This window comes from Micromonospora wenchangensis, assembly GCF_002210435.1.
In the GTDB taxonomy this organism is placed as follows: Bacteria; Actinomycetota; Actinomycetes; order Mycobacteriales; family Micromonosporaceae; genus Micromonospora; species Micromonospora wenchangensis.
Map to the genome: position 1 here is coordinate 55,624 of NZ_MZMV01000017.1, position 16,049 is coordinate 71,672.

18 protein-coding genes are annotated in these 16,049 nt (G+C 74.0%); 8 read left to right on the plus strand and 10 right to left on the minus strand.

Annotation, left to right across the window (positions count from 1 at the left end; translation table 11 throughout):
- Window positions 1-25 precede the first annotated feature (25 nt).
- Window positions 26-715: a response regulator transcription factor gene (locus B5D80_RS12625; RefSeq protein ID WP_088644036.1), complete on the plus strand. Its 690-nt coding sequence runs from the start codon at window positions 26-28 to the stop codon at window positions 713-715.
- A gap of 29 nt (window positions 716-744) precedes the next feature.
- Window positions 745-2,148, plus strand: a complete 1,404-nt coding sequence (locus B5D80_RS12630) for a HAMP domain-containing sensor histidine kinase (RefSeq protein WP_088644037.1) — start codon at window positions 745-747, stop codon at window positions 2,146-2,148.
- A gap of 226 nt (window positions 2,149-2,374) precedes the next feature.
- Here B5D80_RS12630 and B5D80_RS12635 read toward each other — a convergent pair whose 3' ends face one another.
- Together B5D80_RS12635 and B5D80_RS12640 are read right to left on the minus strand one after the other, a co-directional pair.
- Window positions 2,375-3,394: an adenosine deaminase gene (locus tag B5D80_RS12635; RefSeq protein ID WP_088644038.1), complete on the minus strand. Its 1,020-nt coding sequence runs from the start codon at window positions 3,392-3,394 to the stop codon at window positions 2,375-2,377.
- Entirely contained in the window at window positions 3,391-4,185 is a 795-nt protein-coding gene (locus tag B5D80_RS12640) for a trans-aconitate 2-methyltransferase (RefSeq protein ID WP_088644039.1), read from the minus strand. The genes B5D80_RS12635 and B5D80_RS12640 overlap by 4 nt, the downstream gene beginning before the upstream one ends.
- Window positions 4,186-4,271: 86 nt before the next feature.
- On the opposite strand from B5D80_RS12640, the gene B5D80_RS12645 reads away from it, so the two are divergent.
- On the plus strand, window positions 4,272-5,255 hold the full coding sequence (locus B5D80_RS12645) for an aldo/keto reductase (protein ID WP_088644096.1): 984 nt from the start codon (window positions 4,272-4,274) through the stop codon (window positions 5,253-5,255).
- 88 nt (window positions 5,256-5,343) lie between these two features.
- Complete coding sequence (locus B5D80_RS12650; RefSeq protein WP_088644040.1) at window positions 5,344-5,538, plus strand: hypothetical protein; 195 nt, start codon at window positions 5,344-5,346, stop codon at window positions 5,536-5,538.
- Between the two features lie 162 nt (window positions 5,539-5,700).
- On the opposite strand, the gene B5D80_RS12655 is transcribed toward B5D80_RS12650, so the two are convergent.
- From B5D80_RS12655 to B5D80_RS12685, 7 genes are all read right to left on the minus strand, one after another.
- A complete protein-coding gene (locus B5D80_RS12655; protein WP_011905669.1) occupies window positions 5,701-5,904 on the minus strand; it encodes a cold-shock protein in 204 nt (67 codons plus the stop codon).
- 349 nt (window positions 5,905-6,253) lie between these two features.
- Entirely contained in the window at window positions 6,254-6,526 is a 273-nt protein-coding gene (locus B5D80_RS12660) for a DUF4235 domain-containing protein (protein ID WP_088644041.1), read from the minus strand.
- On the minus strand, window positions 6,523-6,888 hold the full coding sequence (locus tag B5D80_RS12665) for a DUF3618 domain-containing protein (protein ID WP_088644042.1): 366 nt from the start codon (window positions 6,886-6,888) through the stop codon (window positions 6,523-6,525). Before B5D80_RS12665 ends, B5D80_RS12660 begins: the two co-directional genes overlap by 4 nt.
- Window positions 6,885-7,319 (minus strand): phage holin family protein, encoded by a 435-nt coding sequence (locus B5D80_RS12670; RefSeq protein ID WP_088644043.1) that lies wholly within the window; start codon window positions 7,317-7,319, stop codon window positions 6,885-6,887. Before B5D80_RS12670 ends, B5D80_RS12665 begins: the two co-directional genes overlap by 4 nt.
- 189 nt (window positions 7,320-7,508) lie before the next feature.
- Window positions 7,509-8,747, minus strand: coding sequence for a mechanosensitive ion channel family protein (locus B5D80_RS12675; protein WP_088644044.1), 1,239 nt, complete (start codon window positions 8,745-8,747; stop codon window positions 7,509-7,511).
- Between the two features lie 80 nt (window positions 8,748-8,827).
- Window positions 8,828-9,649, minus strand: coding sequence for a DUF1206 domain-containing protein (locus B5D80_RS12680; RefSeq protein WP_088644045.1), 822 nt, complete (start codon window positions 9,647-9,649; stop codon window positions 8,828-8,830).
- 60 nt (window positions 9,650-9,709) lie between these two features.
- Window positions 9,710-10,072 carry a hypothetical protein gene (locus B5D80_RS12685; protein WP_088644046.1) on the minus strand — a complete coding sequence of 121 codons (363 nt, stop codon included), beginning with the start codon at window positions 10,070-10,072 and terminating at the stop codon, window positions 9,710-9,712.
- Between the two features lie 79 nt (window positions 10,073-10,151).
- Here B5D80_RS12685 and B5D80_RS12690 point away from each other — a divergent pair, with 79 nt between their 5' ends.
- A complete protein-coding gene (locus tag B5D80_RS12690; RefSeq protein WP_088644047.1) occupies window positions 10,152-11,378 on the plus strand; it encodes a cysteine desulfurase-like protein in 1,227 nt (408 codons plus the stop codon).
- Window positions 11,379-11,385: 7 nt separating this feature from the next.
- On the opposite strand, the gene B5D80_RS12695 is transcribed toward B5D80_RS12690, so the two are convergent.
- Entirely contained in the window at window positions 11,386-12,873 is a 1,488-nt protein-coding gene (locus B5D80_RS12695; RefSeq protein WP_088644048.1) for a glycoside hydrolase family 3 protein, read from the minus strand.
- A 139-nt stretch (window positions 12,874-13,012) separates the two neighbouring features.
- Here B5D80_RS12695 and B5D80_RS34785 point away from each other — a divergent pair, with 139 nt between their 5' ends.
- The 3 genes from B5D80_RS34785 to B5D80_RS12705 all read left to right on the plus strand — a co-directional run bounded on the left by B5D80_RS34785 (window position 13,013) and on the right by B5D80_RS12705 (window position 16,002).
- Entirely contained in the window at window positions 13,013-13,138 is a 126-nt protein-coding gene (locus tag B5D80_RS34785; RefSeq protein WP_255470159.1) for a hypothetical protein, read from the plus strand.
- 108 nt (window positions 13,139-13,246) lie between these two features.
- Window positions 13,247-14,197: a TIGR03557 family F420-dependent LLM class oxidoreductase gene (locus tag B5D80_RS12700; protein WP_088644049.1), complete on the plus strand. Its 951-nt coding sequence runs from the start codon at window positions 13,247-13,249 to the stop codon at window positions 14,195-14,197.
- 173 nt (window positions 14,198-14,370) lie between these two features.
- Window positions 14,371-16,002 (plus strand): RecQ family ATP-dependent DNA helicase, encoded by a 1,632-nt coding sequence (locus tag B5D80_RS12705; protein WP_088644050.1) that lies wholly within the window; start codon window positions 14,371-14,373, stop codon window positions 16,000-16,002.
- Window positions 16,003-16,049: the final 47 nt, after the last annotated feature.

Genomic DNA, 16,049 nt, shown 5'->3' on the forward strand with positions numbered 1-16,049 from the left:
TTGCCACGGGCAGTACGGTGCTGACGTGGCCACCGTGCTCCTGGTCGAAGACGACCACGTCGTCCGTGGCGCGATGCTGCGGTCGCTCAGTGAACGGGGGCACGCGGTGCACGCGGTCGGCACGGCGCTGGACGCGCTGCGTCGGGTCGCCGCCGAGACCCCCGATCTGGTCGTGCTCGACCTGGGCCTGCCCGACCTCGACGGCTCGGACGCGCTGCGGATGCTGCGCGGCATCACCGACGTGCCGATCATCATCGCCACCGCCCGCGACGACGAGCAGTCGGTGGTCCGCCTGCTGCGGGCCGGCGCGGACGACTACATGGTCAAACCGTTCACCGGCGCCCACCTGGACGCCCGGATCACCACCGTGCTGCGCCGGGTCGGCCGGGCCAGCCGTACCGTCGCCCCGGCCGTGCACTGCGTCGGTGGGCTGCGGGTGGACGTGGGCGAGCGCAGCGCGGTGCTCGACGGGGAGTCGCTGGCGCTCACCCGTAAGGAATTCGACCTGTTGGCGTATCTGGCGGCGCGGCCCGGCCGGGTGGTGTCCCGGCGGGAACTCTTGGAGGAGGTATGGCGCCAACCGTCGGTCGGCGAGGACCAGACCATCGACGTGCACCTGTACTGGCTGCGCCGAAAGATGGGCGAGTCCGCGGCGAAGCCGCGTTACCTGCGCACCGTGCGGGGGGTGGGGTTCCGGCTGGTGGCCCCCGACTGAGGCCGGCGCTGGCCGCGTTGACGGCCGGCATGTGCGCGCTCGTCGCGTCGGCGTTCCTCGTCCCGCTCGGGTTGACCCTGCGCGGGGAGGTGCGCGAGGAGGCGCTTGCCGACGCGGCGCGGCGCGGGGCGCTGGTCACCGGCGCGCTCGCCGTCAGCACCGAGCCGGCGGCGGTCCGCCGCGCGGTCGAGGCCACCGGGGACGACCCGGCGACCCGTCCGGTGGTGCACGGCCTGGCCGGGGAGCAGCCGGCCGGGCGGGCGTCGGCCGACGACCTGGAGCGGGCGCGGGCCGGGGAGCAGTCCCGGGTGGTCGACGTCGAGGGCGGGCTGCTGCGGCTCGACCCGGTGGTGCTCGACGGCCGGGTCGCGGTGGTCGAGGTCTTCGTGCCCGACGCCGTCCTCGACGAGGGGGCGGGCGGCACCTGGCTGCTGCTCACCGGGGTGGCCGTGGCGCTGGTCGGCGCGGCGGTGATCGTGGTGGACCGGGTCGCCGGGCGGGCGGTCGACTCCACCCGGGCCCTGGTCCGCGCCGCGCTCGCCGTGGGCGACGGTGACCTGGGGGTACGGGTCGAGCCGAGCGGTCCGCGTGAGCTGGCCGAGGCGGGGTACGCGTTCAACCGGATGGCCGACCGGATGGCCGCCGCCCGTACCGACGAGCGGGAGTTGGTGGCGGACCTGTCGCACCGGCTGCGTACCCCGTTGACGGTGCTGCGGCTGGATGCCGAGGGGCTGGACTCCGACGACACCAGCGTCGGCTCGTTCAGCGCGGCGGAGCTGGACCGGCGGCGGACGATCCGGCGCATCCGGCAGGCGATCGTCACCCTGGAGGGCGAGATCGACGTGCTGATCAAGACGACCCGCAAGGCGGTGGCGCACGAGGCCGGGCCGGCCGAGTGCGACGTCAGCGAGGTGGTGCGGGACCGGATGGTGTTCTGGGCGGCGCTGGCCGGCGACCAGAACCGTCCGCACCGGGTCAGCGGCGCGCAGTTGCGGATTCCGGTGCCGGTGCCCCGGGCCGAGTTGGCCGCCGCCCTGGACGCGGTGATCGGCAACGTCTTCCGTTACACCCCGCAGGGCACGGCGTTCGAGGTGGCCGTCTCCCGCCGGGACGGGTACGTGGCGATCCGGATCGACGACGCCGGGCCGGGCATCGCGAACCCGGACCGGGCGTTGCGGCGCGGGGCCAGCGACCAGGGCTCGACCGGGTTGGGGCTGGACATCGCGCGGCGGGTGGCGTTGCAGGCCAACGGCTCGGTCAGCCTCGACCGGGCCCGCCTGGGCGGGGCGAGCGTGGTGATGCTGCTGGCCGATCCGCAGGCGACCCCCCGGCAGGTCAACCGGTTCGGGCTGGTGGGCCGGATGGCGCGGGAGGCCCGGGAGCAGAAGGGCGGGGGCCGCCGCTGGCCCCGGCAGCGTCCCACCGACGGCTGAGAATCGGGCGCTGGTTGTGCTGTGGCGCAAGGTTTCCTTAGATCCGGATTAACGACGGCGACGCGGGGCCGGCGCGCTGACAGGATCAGGTCCGAACCCATCGGTTCCACCGGCCTGTCGCCCCTGACACCCACCGGCCGGTGGATCGGTACGCGCGGCGGGGGCACGGTCCCCCACACCAGCTCCCGCCGCGTGTACACCACTTCTCCGGGTTCGGCCCCCGCGGTCAGCGGGTCGCCACGAAGGCGTCGATCTCGGTGATGATGCGGGCCTGCCCGGCCGGGTCGAGGAACGACGCGGACACCGCCTCCCGGGCCAGCGCCGCGAGCCCGTCGGGGCCGGCGTCGAGCAGTCGGGCGGCGACGGCGTACTCGTCGTTGAGGGTGGTGCCGAACATCGGCGGGTCGTCGGAGTTGATGGTGACCCGCACCCCCGCGTCGACGAGCTGGCGCAGCGGGTGCTCCTCGATCCGGGCGACGGCCCGGGTCCGCACGTTGGACGTCGGGCAGACCTCCAGCGGGATGCGCCGCTCGGCCAGGTACGCGAGCAGTTCCGGGTCCTGTGCGGCGGAGATGCCGTGGCCGATCCGCTCGGCGCCCAGCTCGTGCAGGGCGTCCCAGACGGTCTGCGGGCCGGTGGTCTCCCCGGCGTGCGGCACGGAACGCAGCCCGGCCGCCCGCGCCCGGTCGAAGTACGGCTTGAACTGCGCTCGGGGCACCCCGATCTCGGGGCCGCCGAGGCCGAAGGCGACCAGCCCGTCGGGGCGCTCGTCGAGGCTGATCCGCAGGGTCTCCTCGGCGGCCGGCAGGCCGGCCTCGCCGGGGATGTCGAAGCACCAGCGCAGCGCGATGCCGAAGTCGGCCTCGGCGCGGCGGCGGGCGTCCTCGATCGCCTCGCAGAACGCCGGTGCGGGGATGCCCCGGCGCACGTGCGAGTAGGGGGTGACGGTCAGCTCGGCGTAGCGCACCTGCTGGCGGGCCAGTTCCCGGGCCACCTCGTGGGTGAGCAGCCAGACGTCGTCGGGGTCGCGGATCAGGTCGACGACGCTGAGGTAGACCTCGATGAAGTGGGCGAAGTCGCGGAACGCGAAGTAGTCGGCGAGCGCGTCCGGGTCCGCGGGTACGGGGCTGCGTCCCTCGTGCCGGGCGGCCAGTTCGGCGACGATCCGGGGGGACGCGGAGCCCACGTGGTGCACGTGCAGCTCCACCTTGGGCAGTTCGGCGATGAAGGCGGACAGGTCGGTCACTGCTGCTCCTTGTGATGGGCACCCGTACGGGCGACCACGAAGATCCGACGGAACGGGAAGTACACCTGACCCTGCCGTACCGGGTACGCGCGGGCCAACAGGTTCTCCAGCGCGGCGCGGAACCCGGCGAGGTCGGTGTCGTCCAGCACCGCCCGCACGGGGCGCAGGGCGGTGCCGTCCAGCCAGGTCAGCACGGGGTGTTCGGCGTCGGCGGGGGCGGGCAGCAGGTGCAGGTAGGTGGTCTCCCAGGCGTCGACCGCGCAGCCGGCGGCGGTCAGCGCGGCGGCGTACCCGACCGGGTCGTCGACGGGGTCCTCACGCAGCAGCGGCCGGACGGTGGCCGCCCAGCGGGGGTCGGCGGCGACCTCGCGCAGCGCCCGGTGCGAGGGGCCGGTGAAGTTGCCGGGCACCTGGAACGCCAGCCAGCCGCCGGGCGGCAGCGCGCCGGCCCAGCGGCGCAGCAGGGCCGGGTGGTCGGGCACCCACTGGAGCACGGCGTTGGCGACCAGTACGTCCACGTCGGGGGCGGGCCGCCAGTCGGTGACGTCGCCGACGGTGAACGTGACCGGGGTGTCGAGCGTGCGGGCCCGCCCGATCATCTCCGGGGAGGAGTCGAAGCCGGTGATCCGGGCGTCCGGCCAGCGCCGGGCGAGGGTCGCGGTCAGGGTGCCCGGGCCGCAGCCGAGGTCGACCACCGCGCGGGGCCGGTCGGCGTCGACCCGGGCCAGCAGGTCGTGGAACGGGCGGGACCGCTCGTCGCCGTAGCGCAGGTACGTGCCCGGATCCCACATGACCAACCCCCAAACCGTACGTACGTCTTGTGATGACGGTACGGCCGGCGCTGCGCCCCGGCAAGCAGGTCACTAGGCTCGACCGCATGGAACAGCGCAGCTTCGACCGGCTCGGCCGGCAGGTGGGTGTGGTCGGCCTCGGGGCCTGGCAGCTCGGCGCGGACTGGGGACAGGTCAGCGAGGGCGACGCCCTGGCCGTCCTCGCCGCCGCCGTGGAGTCCGGCGTCACCTTCCTCGACACCGCCGACGTCTACGGCGACGGCCGCAGCGAGCAGCTGATCGGGCGGTTCCTGCGGGACAACCCCGGACACGGGCTCACCGTCGCCACCAAGATGGGCCGCCGGGTCGAGCAGACGCCGCAGGCGTACACCCTGGACAACCTCCGGGCCTGGACCGACAGGTCCCGGGCCAACCTCGGCGTGGACACCCTCGACCTGGTGCAGCTGCACTGCCCGCCCACCGAGGTCTTCGCCGACGACCGGGTCTTCGACGGCCTCGACACCCTCGTCGCCGAGAACCGGATCGCCGGGTACGGCGTCAGCGTCGAGACCTGCGACCAGGCGCTCACCGCGATCGCCAGGCCGGGGGTGGCCAGCGTCCAGATCATCCTGAACGCGGTCCGGCTCAAGCCCCTCGACGAGGTGCTGCCGGCCGCCGCCGCGGCCGGCGTGGGGATCATCGCCCGGGTGCCGCTGGCCAGCGGCCTGCTCTCCGGCCGGTACGACGAGCACACCACCTTCGCCGCCGACGACCACCGCACCTACAACCGGCACGGGGAGAGCTTCGACGTCGGCGAGACCTTCTCCGGCGTCGACTTCGACCTCGGCCTGACCGTGGTGCGCCGGCTCGCCCCGCTGGTCGGCGACGGCCGCACGATGGCCCAGTTCGCCCTGCGCTGGGTCATCGACCAGCCCGGGGTGACCGTGGTCATCCCCGGCGCGCGCAACCCGGAGCAGGCCCGGGGCAACGCCGCCACGGCCGGGTCCCCCGCGCTCACCGACGCCGAGCTGGACACCGTCCGGTCGGTCTACGACGAGCTGGTCCGGCCCCGGGTGCACGACCGGTGGTGAGCCACGCCGGCCGGGTCGTCGCGCCGGTGCGGTCCGGCCGGCATCCTGGTGACCGGGCCGGAGCGACCGGCCCGCGGAGGGGGGACCGGTGAGGGGATGGCTCACGCTCACCCTGGGCCTGCTGGCCGTGGTGGTCGGCGCCGTCTGGACGGTCCAGGGTCTGGGGTACGTCGACGGCAGCCTGATGAGCGACGAGCGGCTGTGGGCCGTCGTCGGGCCGCTGCTGGTGCTGGGCGGCCTGGTGCTGCTCTGGCGCGGCCTGCGGGCCCGGCGGCTGCCCTGACCGGCCTGGCCGGCTGCCCTGACCGACCCGGTGGGCTGCGGCCCGGCACGCCGACGGGGAGGGGGACCGATGCGGAAAGCCCCGCGTCCTGAGGGGACACGGGGCTTCTCGTCGATCCGGCTGGCCGGACCACCCGGGCCGGCGTTCGCCGACCGGCTTCGCTCAGAGGGGGCGGACCTGCTCGGCCTGCGGACCCTTCTGACCCTGGGCGATCTCGAACTCCACCCGCTGGTTCTCCTCCAGCGTGCGGTAGCCGCTGGTCTGGATGGCCGAGAAGTGGACGAACACGTCAGCACCCCCGCCGTCGACGGTGATGAAGCCGAAGCCCTTGTCAGCGTTGAACCACTTCACGGTTCCCTGCGCCATGTGTATCTCCTTCTAAAACCGGCGGCCGAGCACGCTGTGCGGCCGATTGGCCGTGTGCGAGCGGCGGCGACCCGGGCGGGCTCCCCACAGCGGGAGACTGCTCCGTGCCGACCCCGTCTCGCAACAGCGGGGATCAGCAAACCACGTACCCAAAAACCTTGCACAGCCTAATCGACGAAATTCTCCGACATGTGACCTGACGGATGCCCGACGCACGCTGGCCGGGTCACCCTACCCGGGCGAAAGGCCCCCCGTCCGTCGATGCGAACGGGGGGCCACAGGTCGTCGTCACCCTCGGAAGAACTGGCCGTCGCGGCTGGTCAGCAGGGTTGCGACCGGCCGGGGCGGGTCAGTCGGGCCAGCGTCCGGTCAGCCGCCGGACGCCGACCGCGCCACCCCGGTCCACCGCCGCGCGGACGACCGAGAAGATCGCCCCCTGCAACGCCGCCGCCGCGAGGATCTCGCCCCAGCGGCGGTCCTCGTCGGTGGGGTTGGGCGCCTCGCCGTCCCCGGCGGTCGCCTTCCACACCTGCCGGAAGATCGTCCCGGCCAGCGCACCGGCCGCCAGTCCCAGCAGCACCCCGACCGGCTTGTACGCGGTCCTGCCGATGCCCTTGCTCACCTGCGCCTCCCCCGAACGATCAACAACACCACCACGGCGGCCACCGCGCCGGCCGCTATCGTCGCCCACGGCACCGGATCGCGCCGCACCGCCACCGACGTGTCGTACGCCTGGGTCCGGGCCCGGTCGACGCCCTGGGCCGCCTGCCCCCGCACCCGGGCCACGGTCGACGCGGCCTGCTCGCGTACCCGCTCGCGCGCCTGCTCCGCCGAGTCCTTCAGCCGGGCCTTGACGTCGGCCTTGGCGGCCAACAGCTCCATGGTCTCGCCCAGCTCCACCCGGGTCCGGCGGATCTCCTCGCGCAGCGCCTCGGTGTCGCCGGTGCCGTTGCCGGTCCCGTTGCTGCCTGTCGTGCCGGTCATGCCCGTCCCCTGTCCTTCACCGCGGCGGCGACCGTGTCCACGTCCGCGCGGACGCTGCGGACCGTCGCCTCCGGCATCGGGGGGACCGCGTGGCTGACCTGCTTCTTCCCCACCAGGGCGAGCACCCCGGCGACGAGGAAGAGCACCACCGCCACGATCAGCGCCGCCGCCCACGCGGGCAGCACCAGGGCCAGCAGCAGGATCGCGGCGGTTACCAGTGCGCCGAGCCCGTACAGGGCCAGCGCCCCGCCGCCGCCGAACAGGCCGATCCCGATCCCGGCGTGCCTGCCCTTCTGGGTCAGTTCCGCGCGGGCCAGGGCCAGCTCGTCCCGGACCAGTCGGGAGACCTGCTCGGTGGCCCGCTGCACCAGTTCGGCGGTGGACGGCTCGCTCCCGGTCCGGGACGTACGGTGGTTCGCGACGTCAGCCATGCTGTCCTCCTTTCGTCATCACCGCGCTGTATGCCCGGAGCCGCCCTCCGTCAATCCTGCAATCCCGCGCACGGTGGCCAACCACATCTGACCGCAGGTCGGGCCGGGGCGTCCGGGAAAACGCCGAAGCGGGTACGACACGGCCCCCACGACCAGGGGTCGCGGGGGCCGGACGGTGCTGCGGCCGGCTCAACGGCGGGCGTCGGCCCCCGGGTCGGCCCCGACGGTCACGGTCTCGCCCCGGGCGTCCTGGTCCGGGCCGACGAACGCCTCGCTGCGGGCGTCGCCGTCGTCGCTGCCACCGAACACCCGGGCGTCGTCGGGCAGCTCACCCTCGGCGCGGCGGCGGACCTGACGTCGCGGCGGCACCCACTGCCAGGGCAGGCTGCCGGCGCCGTCGCCCACCTCGGCACGGGTCCGGGGCAGCGCGGTCGGCCGGTGGTCGCGCACCCAGCCGACCAGGTGCTCCCGCACCAGGCACCGCAGGTCCCACAGGCTGCCGGCGTCGGCGGCGCTGACCAGGGCGCGCACCTTGATCGCGCCGCCGGTGGCGTCGGTGACCTGGAGCACGCAGACCCGGCCGTCCCACAGGTCGGTGCTCTCCACCAGCCGGCGCAGCTCCTCCCGCATCGACTGCACCGGCACCGACCAGTCGAGGTGGAACTCGGCCGTGCCGAGCACCGCCGCCTCGGTCCGGGTCCAGTTCTGGAACGGGGTGCTGGTGAAGTACGAGGTGGGCAGGATCAGTCGCCGGTCGTCCCAGATCTGGACCACCACGTAGCTGAGCGTCAACTCCTCGATCCGGCCCCACTCCCCCTCGACCACCACCACGTCGTCGAGGCGGACGGCGTCGCTGAAGGCGAGCTGGAGGCCGGCGATGACGTTGCCGAGCAGGCTCTGGGCGGCCAGCGCGGCGACCACACCGACCACACCGGCGCTGGTGAGCACGCCCGCGCCGACACCGCGTACCGCCGGGAAGGTCATCAGCATCACGCCGACGGCCAGCACCACGATCACCACGATGGTCAGCCGGCGCAGCAGTACCACCTGGGTGCGTACCCGCCGGACGTGCCGGTTGTCGGGCACGTCGACCCGCAGGAACCGGGCCAGCGCGGTGTCCTCCGCCACCACCAGCAGGGAGGCGACCAGCCAGGCCACCGCGGCGACCACCCCCAGCACCAGGATGTGCAGCACGGCCTGCCGCCATCCGGTGCCCACGGCGTAGCCGGTGGTCCAGCGCACCGCGAACTGGACGGCCACCACCGTGCCGGCCACCTGCAACGGCCGGTGGACGTGCGCGGTCAGCTCCGTCATCAGGTGGGACCGCCGGCCGAGCCGGCGGATCAGCCGGTGTACCACCTCGACGAGCAACAGTGCGATCGCCGCCGCGGTGGCCGCGGCGGCGATCGTCTCGAGGTAGTCCTGCACGTGGTTATCTCCTTCCGGCCGGGCTGATCGCAATCGGGCAAAGGCCCAATGGTGCCCGGCGTTTCCGGTATCGACCAGGCTCAGATCTTGCGGAACCGGGACTGGAAGAAGCAGTAGACCCCGAACGCGGCGATGCCGAGCGCCATCAGCGCCAGGATGAACGGCCCGTACGACTGGTCCCGCAGGGTCCGCAGCGCGGCGTCGAGGCCACGGGCCTTCTCCGGGTCGTAGTTGATCGCCGCGACCACGATCAGCAGACCGGCGACGGCGAACACCGCGCCCCGGGCGATGTAACCGGCCATGCCCAGCCGACGGACCGTCTGCCGGGTCTTGCCGTTCATCTCGTTGGTCTTCAGGTTCCGCTCGAACTTCTTCTTGTAACCGTAGATCATCATGCCGATGCCGACGGCGGCGAGCACCAGGCCGGCGAGCCCGACCAGCCAGCGGCCGCCGCTGGAGGCCATCAGCTTCTCGCTGAACTGCTCCTGCTGGTCGGCGCTGTTGGAGCTGGCGTCCTGCACCACCTGGATCGAGGTCCAGGCGAGCCAGAGGAAGACGACGGTACGGACGCCCGAGGCGATCCGCTCGAAGAGACGTTCCTTGCCGCGCTTGGCGTGGTGGCCGACGGCCGCCTCCAGCGCCTGCCAGATGGCCATCGCGATCAGGCCGACGGCGATCGCGATCAGCAGGAACTTGCCCATCGGCTGGGCACCCAGGGCGCGCAGCGCCCCGTTCTGGTTGCCCTCCTCGCCGGAGCCGGCGAAGGCGATCTGGAGGATGATCCAGGCGAAGAGCAGGTGCACGATCCCGTAGCCGATGAAACCGGCCCGGGCGAGGAGTTCCAGCCAGCGGCTGTCCGCGGTGCGGGCAGCGGTGGCTTCGGCGTTCCGGGTGAGTGACATGGGCCCACAATCTCCGTTCGGGAAGATCCCCAAACGTGCTGCCCGCCGGCCCGGTGCAGGTCAGCTGCCGGCGTTGCGCGACACCCGGATCTGGACCTGCTGGTCGGTGACGCTGTCCAGGGTGACCGCGAAGCCGCCCACCTCGGTGGCCTGCTGGCCGATGGTCAACGAGAGCTGCTCGCCGGCGACCTCGACGGTCACCTGGTCGCCCTGCGCGCCGATCAGCTTCGCCTCGACGCCGAGGACTGAGGCGCGGGCGTCGACACCCCGGTCGAAGGTGACCGTGCAGGCGTCCAGGCCGCAGTCGGTGTCGGCGCCGTCCGAGCTGCAGCCGGCCAGCACGGCCACGCCGAGCGCCAGGCCGGCCAGCAGGCCGGCGGTCCGCCGGAGGGGGGTGGGGGTGGTGGCGCTTCGCTTCGTCACCCCACCAAGGGTACGAGACGCAGCCCACCCCGGCACCCGGGTGGATCTTCGGGTTCCTCCGGCGGGCTAGGGTCCCGGCATGCCGTTCGACATCACCCGGACCCGGGCCGCGTACCCCGCGCTCGCCGAGGGTTTCGCCCACTTCGACGGTGCCGGTGGCACCCAGACCCCCCGGTCGGTGATCGACGCGGTGGCCGACGCGATGCGGACCGCGGTGGGTAACCGCAGCACCGCCTTCCTGCCCGGCCGCCGGTCACTGGAGCTGGTGGCGGGGGCCCGCACGGCGGTGGCCGACCTGCTGGGCGTCGCCCCGGACGGGGTGGTGCTCGGGCCGAGCGCGACCGCGCTGACGTACACGCTGGCCCGCACGCTGGGCGCGGACTGGGGTCCCGGGGACGAGGTGGTGGTCTCCCGGCTCGACCACGACGCCAACGTGCGGCCCTGGGTACAGGCGGCCGGGGCGGCGGGGGCGACCGTACGCTGGGCCGAGTTCGACCCGGCCACCGGCGACCTGCCCGCCGATCAGTTTTCCGACCTGGTCGGCGCGCGGACCCGGCTGGTGGCGGTGACCGCCGGCAGCAACGCCACCGGCACCATGCCGGACGTGGCGGCGATCGCCGCGACGGCCCACGCGGCCGGCGCGCTGGTCTGCGTGGACGGCGTGCACTCGGTGCCGCACGGCCCCACCGACCTGGCCGCCACGGGCGCCGACTTCCTCGTCACCAGCGCCTACAAGTGGTCCGGTCCGCACCTGGCGGCGGTGGTTGCCGACCCTGCCCGCTGGGCGGGACTGCGCCCGGCCAAGCTGGTCCCCTCCTCCGACGCGGTGCCCGACCGGTTCGAGGCCGGCACGCCGAGCTTCCCGCTGCTCGCCGGGGTCGCCGCCGCGGTCGACCACCTGGCCGGGCTGGACCCGACGGCCACCGGTAACCGCCGGGCCCGGGTCCGCGCCGGACTGGCCGCCGCACAGGATCACGAGGGGGCACTGTTCGCCCGGTTGGCCGCCGGGCTGGCCGCCCGGCCGGCGGTCAGCGTCCTGCCGGCCGGGGTGCGGCGCTGCCCGACGGTGTCGTTCCGGCTGGCCGGGTGGACGCCGGCCGGGCTGGCCGCCGCGCTGGGGGCCGCCGGGCTCTGCCTGTCCAGTGGGGACTACTACGCCTACGAGTACTTCCAGGCGCTCGGGCTGCGGGACAGTGGCGGGGCGGTACGGGCCAGCGTCTACCACTACAACACCGTGGACGAGGTGGACCGGCTGCTGGCCGAGCTGGACCGGCTGGCCGAGCAGGGGGAACCGGCGGACCGCTGAGGGCGGGTCAGCGGGTTCCGGTGAGCAGTTCGGCGGCGGCCCGGGCGGCGGCCCGGGTCGCGCCGTGGGTGGCCAGGTGCAGGCCGCCGGTGACCAGTTCGGGCAGGCCGAGTTCGACTATCACGGCGTCCGGCCGGGTGGCCAGCGCCCGGTCGACCGCGGTCCGCATCCACGGGTGCCGGTGCAGGTCCCGCACCACCAGCACCAGTGGCCGGCCGGCCGCCCCGGCGGTCGGGTCGGCGGGCAGGTCGGCCTCGGTGAGCCGGACGGTGGTGGTGCCGGGGAGCAGGTCGGCCAGGGGTGCCCCGAGGCCCCACGGGGTCTCCGCGCCGATCGCGATGTTGTGCGGCGCGGCGAACTCGACCACGTGCGCGGCGGCGGTCAGCGGCAGTCGGCCGACCGCGTCGCCGCTGACCCGGACCGCCCGCCGGGCGGCGGTCAGGCCGACCGGTGAGCCGTCGGTGGGGCGCGGGGCGGGGTCGGGCCGGCCGGCGCGGGCGGCGGTGCTCCACTCGGCGAGCTGACCGACCCGCTTGGCGGCCTCGGCGAGGCGTTCCTCGGGCAGCTCACCGGTGAGCACCGCGGCCACGATCGCGTCGCGCAGGTAGCGGGCGGCGGCCTCGTCGGCGCGTTCGCCGCCGACGCAGATCGCGTCCGCTCCGGCGGCGAGGGCCCGGACGGCGGTGCCGGCGAAGCCGTACCGGTCGGCGACGGCGCGCATCTCCACCGCGTCGGTGACCACCACGCCGGAGAAGCCCAGTTCCTCGCGGAGCAGGTCACCGAGGATGCGGCGGCTGAGGGTGGCCGGCAGGTCGGGGTCGAGGGCGGGGACCAGCAGGTGCCCGGTCATCACCGCCTGCACCCCGGCGGCGACGGCGGCCCGGAACGGAACCAGCTCACCGGCGTCCAGGCGGGCCCGGCTGGCCCCGATGCGGGGCAGGTCGTGGTGCGAGTCGACCCGGGTGTCGCCGTGGCCGGGGAAGTGCTTGGCGCAGGCGGCGACGCCGGCGGACTGGAGGCCGCGTACCCAGGCGGCGGTGTGCCGGGCGACCAGGTGCGGGTCGGCGCCGAAGGACCGCACCCCGATCACCGGGTTGGCCGGGTTGATGTTGACGTCGGCGTCCGGGGCGTAGTTGAGGGTGACGCCGAGGTCGGCGAGTTCGACGCCGAGGTCGCGGGCCACGTCCTCGGTGAGCGTCGGGTCGTCGACCGCGCCGAGGGCGAGGTTGCCGGGGCGGGAGCTGCCCCGGCCGGACTCGATCCGGGTGACGTCGCCGGCCTCCTCGTCGATGGCCACCAGCACGTCGGGGCGCTCGGCGCGCAGCGTCGCGGTGAGCGCGGCCACCTGTTCCGGGTCGACGACGTTGCGGGCGAACAGCACCACCGCGCCGAGCCCGTCGGCCAGCCACCGGCGGACCCAGTCGGGCGGGGTGGTGCCGACGAAGCCGGGTTGCAGGACGGTGGCGGCCAGGCCCGCCAGGTTGCGCTCGTTCATCCGGCCCCGGTACCCCCGTCGCGTGTCGACGGCCCGATGCCGTCGCGGTGCTGCCATGGTCACACCGGGCGAGGTAATAGTCAATAAACCTTACTGTTACTGTCTGGCGTCGGTCGGAGCGACGTGCGACAGTGCGGGGATGGACCTGCCGCCGCTCGCCGACGCCACCTCGCCGGCCGACATCCCCGGCGTACGCCTGCTCGGCCTGGTGGTCGGCGGGTTGCTGCTGCTGGCCGCCATCCGGGCCATGTTCGGCCGCCGCTGAGTGCCGGGTCCGGCCGCCGGTGAGTCCGGTCGACTGATCCCCTGCCGGCCGGGGTACCGCTGGTGGAGGTCACGCCGCACCCGGCGGCGGGCCCGGCGAGGGGGCACCATGAAGATCGGCTACTTCCTGTCCAGCGAGGAGTTCACCCCGGCGCAACTGCTGGAGCAGGCCCGGGCCGCCGAACGGGCCGGCTTCCAGGCACTGTGGATCTCCGACCACTACCACCCGTGGACGGACGCCCAGGGGCAGAGCCCCTTCGTCTGGTCCGTCATCGGGGCACTGAGCCAGGTCAGCTCGCTGCCGGTGAGCACGGCGGTGACCTGCCCCACGGTCCGCATCCACCCGGCGGTGCTGGCGCAGGCGGCGGCGACCAGCGCGGTCCTGCACTCCGGCCGGTTCGTCCTCGGCGTCGGCACCGGCGAGGCGCTCAACGAGCACATCCTCGGCGACGCCTGGCCGCAGACCGACGTGCGGCTGGAGATGCTGGAGGAGGCCGTGGCGGTGATGCGGGAACTGTGGCGGGGCGACTTCGTCAACCACCACGGCCGGCACTACACCGTGGAACACGCCCGCGTCTACACGCTGCCCGACGCGCCCCCGCCGGTGTACGTCTCCGGCTTCGGGCCCAAGGCCGTCGACCTGGCCGCCCGGATCGGCGACGGCTACGTGAGCATGATGCCCGACGGTGACCTGGTCAGCCGGTTCCGGGACAACGGCGGCGGCGACAAGCCGTGCCAGGCCGGCTTCAAGGCCGCGTACGCCGACACCGAGGACGAGGGCGCGCGGATCGCGTACGAGACGTGGCCCAACGCCGGCGTGCCCGGCGAGCTGTCCCAGGTGCTGCCCTCCCCCCGGCACTTCGAGCAGGCGGCCCAACTGGTCACGCCGGATCAGGTGCGGCAGGGCTTCGTCTGCGGCGACAGCGCCGACGCCCACCTGGAGATGATCGACAGGTACGCCAAGGCCGGCTTCGACGAGGTCTACGTCGCCAACACCGGCCCGCACTGGCAGGGCCTGTTCGACCTCTACCAGCGCGAGGTGCTCCCCCACCTGCGCTGAATCCCACCGTCCACGGGTCACCGACACGCACCACCGCCGGTGACCCGTGGTCGATCGCGTGTGCGCGCCCGGTCACCGCGCCTGACCTGCGACGTACCGGCCGCCGTGGGCGGTGTGCCCGATCCGGTGGGAGCGGTTTCGGGGTCGATCCGCCCGGGTACCTCCGGCCCTCGATGAAGCTGTCCATGCACTCGACGACGTTGCGCCGCGCGGCGCGCAGCCTGTTCGGCTGGAAAGCGCTGCGGCCCAACCAGCTCGCCGCCATGCGCGCGGTGATGAAACGACGCGACGCCCTGGTGGTACTCCCCACCGGAGCCGGCAAGTCGGCGATCTACCAGATCCCGGCGAGCCTGATCCCCGGGCCGACGGTGGTGATCTCCCCTCTGCTGGCCCTCCAGCAGGACCAGATCGCCGCGCTCAACGAACGCCAGCGCCCCGAGCTGCGCGCCGTGCGGATCAGCTCGGACGAGAGCGCCGCGCAGCAGGCCGAGGCGATCGAGGAGATCCGGCAGGGGCGGGCGGAGTTCCTCTTCATCACCCCGGAGGCGCTGGCCAACCCCGACCGGATGGCCGAGGTGAGGTCGCTGCAACCGGCCCTGGTGGCGATCGACGAGGCGCACTGCATCTCGGCGTGGGGGCACGACTTCCGCCCCGACTACCTGGCGTTGGGCCACCTGATCGACGGTCTCGGCCGGCCGCCGGTGGTGGCGCTGACCGCCACCGCCTCCCCGCCGGTACGCGACGACATCATCGCCCGGCTGCGGCTGCGCGACCCCGAGGTGGTGGTCTCCGGGCTGGACCGGCCGAACCTGTTCGTCGAGGTCGCCTACTGTCCCACCGACGACTACCGCTGGCGGCGGCTGATCGCGCTGCTGCGTGACGACGAGCGGCCCGGCATCATCTACGTGCCGACCCGGCGGGCCGCCGAGGAGCTGGCCGAGCGGCTGACCACGGCCGGGTTCCCGGCCGAGTACTACCACGGCGGGATGCCCACCGCCGCCCGGCACGGGCTGCACGAGGCGTTCCTCGCCGACCAGGTGCCGATCATGGTGGCGACCTCGGCGTTCGGCATGGGCATCGACAAGCCGAACATCGCCTGGGTGGTGCACATGGCGCTGCCCGACTCGCCGGACAGCTACTTCCAGGAGATCGGCCGGGCCGGGCGCGACGGTGCGCCGGCCCGGGTGCTGCTGCTGTGGCGGGCCGAGGACGTCGGCCTGCAACGCTTCTTCTCCGGCGGCCTGCCGGACGAGACCGAGCTGCGGGACCTGGCCGCGCTGCTGCGTCGCCGGGCGACCACCAAGAAGGCGCTGCGCGAGGCGACCGGCCTCGGGCCGCGCAAGCTCGGGCAGTACCTGGCCCTGCTGGAGCAGATCGGGGCGGCCGAACCCCGGGCCGGGCAGAAGATCGGCGCGCCGCGCTACTCCCCCACTCCGGCCGAGGCCGGCGCGGCGGCCCTGGCCGAGGCCGAACGGCAGCAGACGGTGACCCGCTCGCGTACCGACATGATGCGCGCCTTCGCCGAGACCACCGGGTGCCGGGGGCAGGTGCTGCTGGCCTACTTCGGCGAGCAGATGTCGCAGGTCTGCGGGCACTGCGACAACTGCCACGCCGGCACCAGCGTGGCGAGCGACGGCGCGGTCGGCCCGTTCCCGGTGCACAGCCAGGTCCGGCACCCGGAGTGGGGCCCCGGCCTGGTGCTCAACTACGAGGAGGACCGGATGACGGTGCTCTTCGACGAGGTGGGTTACAAGACGCTCTCCGTGCGCGTGGTGTCCGAACAGGGCCTGCTGACGCTGGACTAGCCTGACCCGGGCGACCGCCGGGGGCGGTGCCCGCAGTGCAACGATCG